At 58.7% G+C, this 7,246-nt stretch carries 6 protein-coding genes; 1 reads left to right on the top strand and 5 read right to left on the bottom strand.

Annotated elements, in window-relative coordinates:
- Positions 1-284: 284 nt before the first annotated feature.
- The 4 genes from dapB to grpE all read right to left on the bottom strand — a co-directional run bounded on the left by dapB (position 285) and on the right by grpE (position 5,107).
- Positions 285-1,088, bottom strand: coding sequence for a 4-hydroxy-tetrahydrodipicolinate reductase (gene dapB, locus ACQKP2_RS31035; RefSeq protein ID WP_427582123.1), 804 nt, complete (start codon positions 1,086-1,088; stop codon positions 285-287).
- Between the two features lie 10 nt (positions 1,089-1,098).
- Positions 1,099-2,223: a molecular chaperone DnaJ gene (dnaJ, locus tag ACQKP2_RS31030; RefSeq protein ID WP_427582122.1), complete on the bottom strand. Its 1,125-nt coding sequence runs from the start codon at positions 2,221-2,223 to the stop codon at positions 1,099-1,101.
- A 298-nt stretch (positions 2,224-2,521) separates the two neighbouring features.
- Positions 2,522-4,438: a molecular chaperone DnaK gene (gene dnaK / locus ACQKP2_RS31025; protein WP_427582121.1), complete on the bottom strand. Its 1,917-nt coding sequence runs from the start codon at positions 4,436-4,438 to the stop codon at positions 2,522-2,524.
- 102 nt (positions 4,439-4,540) lie between these two features.
- A complete protein-coding gene (grpE, locus tag ACQKP2_RS31020; protein WP_427582120.1) occupies positions 4,541-5,107 on the bottom strand; it encodes a nucleotide exchange factor GrpE in 567 nt (188 codons plus the stop codon).
- A 241-nt stretch (positions 5,108-5,348) separates the two neighbouring features.
- Between grpE and recN the strand changes: the two genes are divergently transcribed.
- A complete protein-coding gene (gene recN, locus ACQKP2_RS31015; protein ID WP_427582119.1) occupies positions 5,349-7,022 on the top strand; it encodes a DNA repair protein RecN in 1,674 nt (557 codons plus the stop codon).
- Between the two features lie 75 nt (positions 7,023-7,097).
- Here recN and ACQKP2_RS31010 read toward each other — a convergent pair.
- On the bottom strand, positions 7,098-7,246 hold a 149-nt coding region (locus tag ACQKP2_RS31010), incomplete at its 5' end, for a transcriptional repressor (RefSeq protein ID WP_427582124.1).

Genomic DNA, 7,246 nt, shown 5'->3' with positions numbered 1-7,246 from the left:
TCGGTTACAGTAGCGTTAATGGTTGACTGTTCTCCAATGGCCACAAGTTGAGCGGGCGTGGCGGTAAGTTTAATGACAAGATCTAGCTCGCAGGATGTCACCCCGCTTCTTCACTGAATTATTCTGCGCGCTTTTAGTGGACACACTAAAGCTGTAGCTTACAGAAAAAGGCCTTTTGGGTCTACCGCCAATGAGCCTGAAAGGCCAGAGAATGCGACAGGTCGTCGCTTGGCGGTGTAAAGCCGGGCTCAAACACTGGATTTGACCCCGACTTCAAGTGCACTTCAACGCAGGTCGAGCACGTCCTGCATGTCATAAAGACCAGGCTCGCGCCCTTCCAGCCACAAGGCAGCCCGTACGGCGCCCTTGGCGAAAGTCATGCGACTGGAGGCCTTGTGGGTGATCTCGACACGCTCACCTTCAGCGGCGAACAACACGGTGTGATCACCGACGATGTCACCGGCGCGAACCGTTGCAAAACCGATGGTTTCACGCGCGCGCGCACCGGTCTGCCCCTCACGACCATAGACCGCCACCTCTTTAAGGTTACGACCCAGGGCATCGGCAATCACCTCACCCATGCGCACCGCAGTACCCGATGGCGCATCGACTTTATGCCGGTGATGGGCTTCGGTGATCTCGATATCGACATCATCACCCAGCACGCGGGCAGCCGTGTCGAGCAGTTTCAGGCACAGGTTCACACCAACGCTGAAATTGGCCGCGAAAACGATCGGGATGTCCTTGCCGGCCTGCGCCAGCAATTGCTTCTCTTCAACGCTGAACCCCGTTGTACCGATGATCATCGCCTTGCCGTGCTTGCGGCAGAACGCGAGATTCTTCAGGGTCACGGTCGGATGCGTGAAATCGATCAGCACGTCGAACTCGTCAACGACGCGATCCAGGTCACCTGACAACGGCACACCGATACGACCCAACGCCGCCAACTCACCGGCATCGGCACCTACCAGCGTACTGTCGGGACGATCCACTGCTGCCGTCAATCCCGCGCCCGGCGCCTGATGCACCGCTTCGATCAGGGTTTTACCCATGCGCCCGGCGGCGCCCATCACAGCTATACGTCGCATGCCTGCCTCCTTACAAGTCGCCGAAGAAGCGCTTCACGCCTTCGAACCAGCCAGTGGTTTTCGGCGAATGGCTGTTATCGTCCGCCAGGGAGTTGCGGAACTCCTCCAGCATCTCGCGCTGACGACGACTCAGGTTGACCGGTGTCTCGACCGCGACACGGCACATCAGGTCGCCAGCACCGCCACCGCGCACAGGCGCAACGCCCTTGCCGCGAACGCGGAACTGCTTGCCGGTCTGAGTCCCTTCCGGAATCTTCAGCTTGACCCGACCGTCCAGAGTCGGGATCTCCAGCTCACCACCCAGCGCCGCATCGACGAAGCTGATCGGCACTTCGCAGAACAGATGCTTGCCGTCACGTTGGAAGATCGAGTGCTCACGCACGTTGATCACCACGTAAAGGTCGCCGGTCGGCCCGCCCTGGGCACCCGCCTCCCCTTCGCCAGACAAGCGGATACGGTCACCGGTATCGACGCCGGCCGGCACTTTCACCGACAGGGTCTTGTACTCTTCGACACGACCTTCGCCGCGGCAGGAATCGCACGGATCGGAAATGATCTTGCCCTGGCCATGGCAACGCGGGCAGGTCTGCTGCACCGAGAAGAAGCCTTGCTGCATGCGCACTTGACCGATGCCGCCGCAGGTCGGGCAGGTCACCGGCGAGGAGCCCTTCTTGGCGCCCGAACCATCGCACGGCTTGCAGTTGACCAGCGTCGGAACCCGGATATTCACGGTCGTGCCGCGCACCGCTTCTTCCAGATCCAGTTCCAGGGTGTAGCGCAAGTCGCTGCCACGCTGGGCACCACCACGGGAACCACCACGACCGCCGCCGAAGAAGTCACTGAAGACATCGCCAAAGATGTCAGAGAAATTCTGACCACCGAAACCGGCACCGCCGCCACCCATGCTTGGGTCGACACCGGCATGACCGTACTGGTCGTACGCCGCGCGCTTGCTGGAATCGGACAGTACTTCGTAGGCCTCGTTGGCCTCCTTGAATTTCTCTTCCGACGCCTTGTCATCGGGATTACGGTCCGGGTGGTGCTTCATCGCCAGGCGGCGATAGGCCTTCTTCAGGTCCGCCTCGCTTGAGCCTCGTTCAACACCCAATACTTCGTAATAGTCACGCTTTGCCATAAGTCATTTGCACTCTTGAGGACGTTCGACAAACCTCTCCTGAGCCCTGCCGAACTCGTTGAGCCCCAATACAGGCCCGGACCCAACTCACGTCAATTCAACGATCCTGGTCTTTGTTTCAATGCGGCACTGTTGGCACGGAAAGCAGGAGCATTCCCGGCCATGCCATCAACACGCGAACACTGTCGCATGCTGTAAAAATTCGCTTGCTCCAGACACGCCAACGCGGGAGCAAGCTCCCGCGCGGCGACATCCTACCAGTCACCGCCTCAAGGCAGTCAACCGGCCGACCAACAACTTACTTGTGGTCTTTGACTTCTTCGAACTCAGCGTCGACCACGTCATCGGCCTTTTCGGCCGACTCAGCGTGAGGCGCTGCGCCTTCGGCAGGCTGAGCCTGCTCGGCGTACATCTTCTGAGCCACCGGCGCGGAGACTTTGGACAGCTCTTCAACCTTGGCTTCGATAGCAGCCTTGTCGTCACCTTTCACGGCGGCTTCCAGGGCAACTACGGCAGCTTCGATTGCAGCCTTCTCTTCAGCGCTCACCTTGTCACCTGCGTCGGCGACCATTTTGCGAGTCGAGTGAACCAGTGCATCACCCTGGTTACGGGCAGCAGCCAGCTCTTCGAACTTGCGATCTTCCTCGGCGTTGGCCTCGGCATCACGCACCATGCGCTCGATTTCTTCGTCGGACAGACCGGAGTTGGCCTTGATCACGATCGACTGAGTCTTGCCGGTAGCCTTGTCTTTGGCACCCACGTGCAGAATGCCGTTGGCGTCGATGTCGAAGGTCACTTCGATTTGTGGAACGCCGCGTGGTGCCGGTGGAATCTCGGCCAGGTCGAACTTGCCCAGGGACTTGTTCTGTGCAGCCTGCTTACGCTCACCTTGCAGCACGTGAATGGTCACGGCGCCCTGGTTGTCGTCGGCAGTCGAGAACACTTGCGACTTCTTGGTAGGAATCGTGGTGTTTTTCTCGATCAGCGCGGTCATCACGCCACCCATGGTTTCGATACCCAGGGTCAGCGGGCTGACGTCCAGCAGCAGAACGTCCTTCACGTCACCGGCCAATACTGCGCCCTGGATGGCGGCACCCATGGCAACCGCTTCGTCCGGGTTGACGTCTTTACGAGCTTCTTTACCGAAGAACTCGGTAACCAGCTTCTGTACCAGCGGCATACGGGTCTGACCGCCAACCAGGATCACGTCGTTGATCGAACCAACGTCGATACCGGAGTCTTTCAGAGCGATACGGCAAGGCTCGATGGTGCGCTGAACCAGGTCTTCCACCAGTGCTTCCAGCTTGGCACGGGAGATCTTCACGTTCAGGTGCTTTGGACCGGTCGCGTCTGCAGTGATGTAAGGCAGGTTCACGTCGGTCGACTGTGCGGAAGACAGCTCGATCTTGGCTTTCTCGGCAGCTTCTTTCAAACGCTGCATCGCCAGCGGGTCACCCTTGAGGTTCATGCCGCTTTCTTTCTTGAACTCGTCTACGAGGTAGTCGATCAGACGAATGTCGAAGTCTTCACCACCCAGGAAGGTGTCGCCGTTGGTTGCCAGCACTTCGAACTGGTGCTCGCCGTCAACTTCGGCAATTTCGATCACGGAAACGTCGAAAGTACCGCCACCCAGGTCATAAACGATCACGGTGTGGTCGCCCTTGGCCTTGTCCATGCCGTAGGCCAGCGCTGCCGCGGTCGGTTCGTTGATGATGCGTTTTACATCCAGGCCCGCGATGCGGCCGGCATCCTTGGTAGCTTGACGCTGGCTGTCGTTGAAGTAGGCCGGAACGGTGATCACCGCTTCGGTCACGGACTCACCGAGGTAGTCTTCGGCGGTCTTCTTCATTTTCTTCAGGATTTCAGCCGAGATTTGTGGCGGAGCCATTTTCTGGCCGTTCACTTCAACCCAGGCATCGCCATTGTCAGCCTTGGCGATCTTGTAAGGCACCATCTTGATGTCTTTCTGTACGACTTCTTCGTCGAACTTGCGACCGATCAGACGCTTCACCGCATACAGGGTGTTGTGCGGGTTGGTCACTGCCTGACGCTTGGCCGACTGGCCAACCAGGATTTCGCCATCATTGGCGTAAGCGATGATCGATGGCGTGGTACGCGCGCCTTCGGCGTTTTCAATAACTTTGGCTACGCCGTTTTCAAGTACGGAGACGCAGGAGTTGGTGGTCCCCAGGTCGATACCGATGATTTTGCCCATGTTCACTCTCCCGAAACTTTGGATTTGGTTGCCGCAGCAGTGGTTGCTAACTGCGGTAGCACTTAAACGCTTGACTTCTAAATGGGGGCCCTGCGGCTAATTTCAAGCCTGCTCGTCAATCGAAGGCGAAACCGGTGCCGGAGCCTTGCTGACCACGACCATCGCCGGGCGCAGCAGACGACCATTGAGCTGGTAGCCCTTCTGGAACACCTTGAGCACGCTGTTGGGCTCCAGATCGGCGCTTTCCTGCATGGCCATTGCCTGATGAAGAACGGCATTGAACGGTTCGCCATGCGGATCGATCGCTTCCAGCTGATAACGCTTCAGAGTGTCCTGGAACATTTTCAGGGTCAGTTCGATGCCCTCGCGCATTGGACGAATGCTCTCGTCATCCGGGCTGGACAATTCCAGGCCGCGCTCCAGGCTGTCGATGATCGGCAGCAGATCGCCGGCGAATTTTTCCAGCGCGAACTTGTGAGCCTTTTCTACATCCTGCTCGGCGCGACGGCGGACGTTCTGCAGATCGGCGGCCACGCGCAAAGCTTGATCCTGCGCGCCTGCCAGTTGCTCTTCGAGCACTTGTACACGAGCCGCCAGATCTTCGCCCGAAGCCTCCGGGCCCTGGTTGGCGTCCGGGTTTTGCGTATCCACTGTCTGTTCGTCAGCCATAGAATTCTCCTTTCAATATCGTCCGCGAGCTCGACTCGCGCTTCTGGCCAGCTATATGGGGCCTCAAATTCCGGCTTCAAGGGGGCCTGAGCATTACCCCCACAAAAAACATCTGTTTTTTTCATTCCCTGACGCGCTAAGGATTTCGTCGGACCAAGCAAATCAAGCTAACGCGAAGCATTGTCAGCCCGAAACAAAACACTGTATAAATAACCAGACCTAACATCTGGGAGCGGCCTTCATGCTGGTGCACCTGTCCGTACACAACTACGCCATCGTTGAACATCTCGATCTCGAACTCGATCGTGGAATGAGTGTGATCACAGGGGAAACCGGCGCCGGCAAATCGATCATGCTCGACGCGCTGGGCCTGACCCTCGGCGATCGGGCCGATAACGGCGTCGTCCGCCCCGGCGCAGACAAGGCCGACATCCTGGCAACCTTCGACCTGGCCGATATCCCGGAAGCCAGCGCCTGGCTGGCCGAACGCGACCTCGAGCACGATGGCCCATGCATCCTGCGTCGCGTGATAACGGCAGAGGGGCGCTCGCGCGGCTACATCAACGGTACGCCCTGCCCCTTGAGCGACCTCAAGGCACTGGGGGAACTGCTGATCGACATTCACAGTCAGCACGAACACCAATCCTTGCTCAAGACCGATACCCATCGCCGCCTGCTCGACGAATATGCCGGCGCTACGGATCTTGCCCGCCAGGTACAACTGGCCGCCCAACGCTGGCGCCAGACTCGTCAGGAACTGGAGCGGCTCTCCAACTCGGGCGACGAGCAACGCGCTCGACATCAGTTGCTCAGCTACCAGCTCGAAGAACTGGAAAACCTGGGCCTTGGCGACAATGAACTGGAGTCGCTGGAGCAGGAACACAAGGACCTGACCAACGCTGAAACCCTGCTGGGCATCTGCCGACAAGTGGTCGAACAATGCAGCGAAAGTGATTCGGGCAATGTGCTGAACGCCCTCACTGCCAGCCTCAATCGACTGTCGAGTGTAAACAGTTCAATCGGCGCACTGGGAGAGGCCAGCAGCCTGCTGACCAGCGCCCAGATCCAGGTGGAAGAAGCCGTGGGCGAGCTGAATCGCTTCCTCGACAATTTCGACGCCGACCCCTCGCGCCTTCAATATCTGGAAGAACGCCTCGACTCCATTTATACGCTGGCACGAAAACACCGCATCCAGCCGACCGAGGTCGCCGAGATGCAGCAGAAGCTGCTGGATGAAATCGAAACCCTCAACGCCAACGACGAATCCATCGAGCGACTGAGCGACGAACTGTCGTCCTATGCTCGCCACTACCAGGAAAAGGCTCGCGAACTGAGCGACTTGCGTCACCAGGCATCCGGCAGCCTGGCCAGCGCCGTTGAGCATGAAATTCAGCGACTGGGCATGCCAGGCGGACGTTTTACCATCGAGCTTCGCCCCAACAGCGGTGGCGACCTCCTGCCCCACGGGCTCGAACAGATCGAACTATTGGTCAGCGCCAACCCTGGCCAGCCCTTGAAAGCCTTGGCGAAAGTGGCGTCGGGCGGGGAACTGTCGCGGATCAGCCTGGCAATCCAGGTGATCACCGCACAAACCTCCCGCGTACCGACCCTGGTGTTCGACGAAGTGGACGTGGGTATTGGCGGACCGACTGCCGAGATCGTCGGTCAATTGCTGCGCCGGCTGGGTGAACGCGGCCAGGTATTGACCGTTACCCACCTGCCACAAGTCGCAGCGCAGGGCCATCAACACCTGTTTGTGCACAAAGTACGCGGGGAGGACGCCACTCGCACCGCCGTTTCCAAACTGAGCAAGAATGATCGCGTCGAAGAGGTAGCTCGAATGCTGGGCGGCATAGACCTCACCAAGGAGTCCCTGGCTCACGCCAGGAAGATGGTCGTGACGGCAAAAGTTTAAGGCCGGCAGAAAGCACGAAGGCGACCCCAGGGTCGCCTTCGTTCGTTTCGCGAACCTTGCGTTCGCGCGACATGCTTATTTTTTCTTGCGTACGTACAGCACCAGATTGTGATCAACCATCTCGAAGCCATACTTGTCGACGATGGCTTTCTGCAGACGCTCGATTTCTTCGTCGAAGAACTCGATCACTTCTGTGGTCTCGACGTTGACCATGTGTTCGTGTT

This window comes from Pseudomonas sp. NPDC089569, assembly GCF_050280625.1.
Taxonomy (GTDB): Bacteria; Pseudomonadota; Gammaproteobacteria; order Pseudomonadales; family Pseudomonadaceae; genus Aquipseudomonas.
This window is presented reverse-complemented; position numbering and strand designations above follow the sequence as displayed.

Excerpts from the sequence above, each read along its gene's own strand:
- dapB (WP_427582123.1), bottom strand. The coding sequence starts at position 1,088 with ATGCGACGTATAGCTGTGATGGGCGCCGCCGGGCGCATGGGTAAAACC.
- grpE (WP_427582120.1), bottom strand. The coding sequence starts at position 5,107 with ATGGCTGACGAACAGACAGTGGATACGCAAAACCCGGACGCCAACCAG.
- dnaJ (WP_427582122.1), bottom strand. The coding sequence starts at position 2,223 with ATGGCAAAGCGTGACTATTACGAAGTATTGGGTGTTGAACGAGGCTCA.
- recN (WP_427582119.1), top strand. The coding sequence starts at position 5,349 with ATGCTGGTGCACCTGTCCGTACACAACTACGCCATCGTTGAACATCTC.
- dnaK (WP_427582121.1), bottom strand. The coding sequence starts at position 4,438 with ATGGGCAAAATCATCGGTATCGACCTGGGGACCACCAACTCCTGCGTC.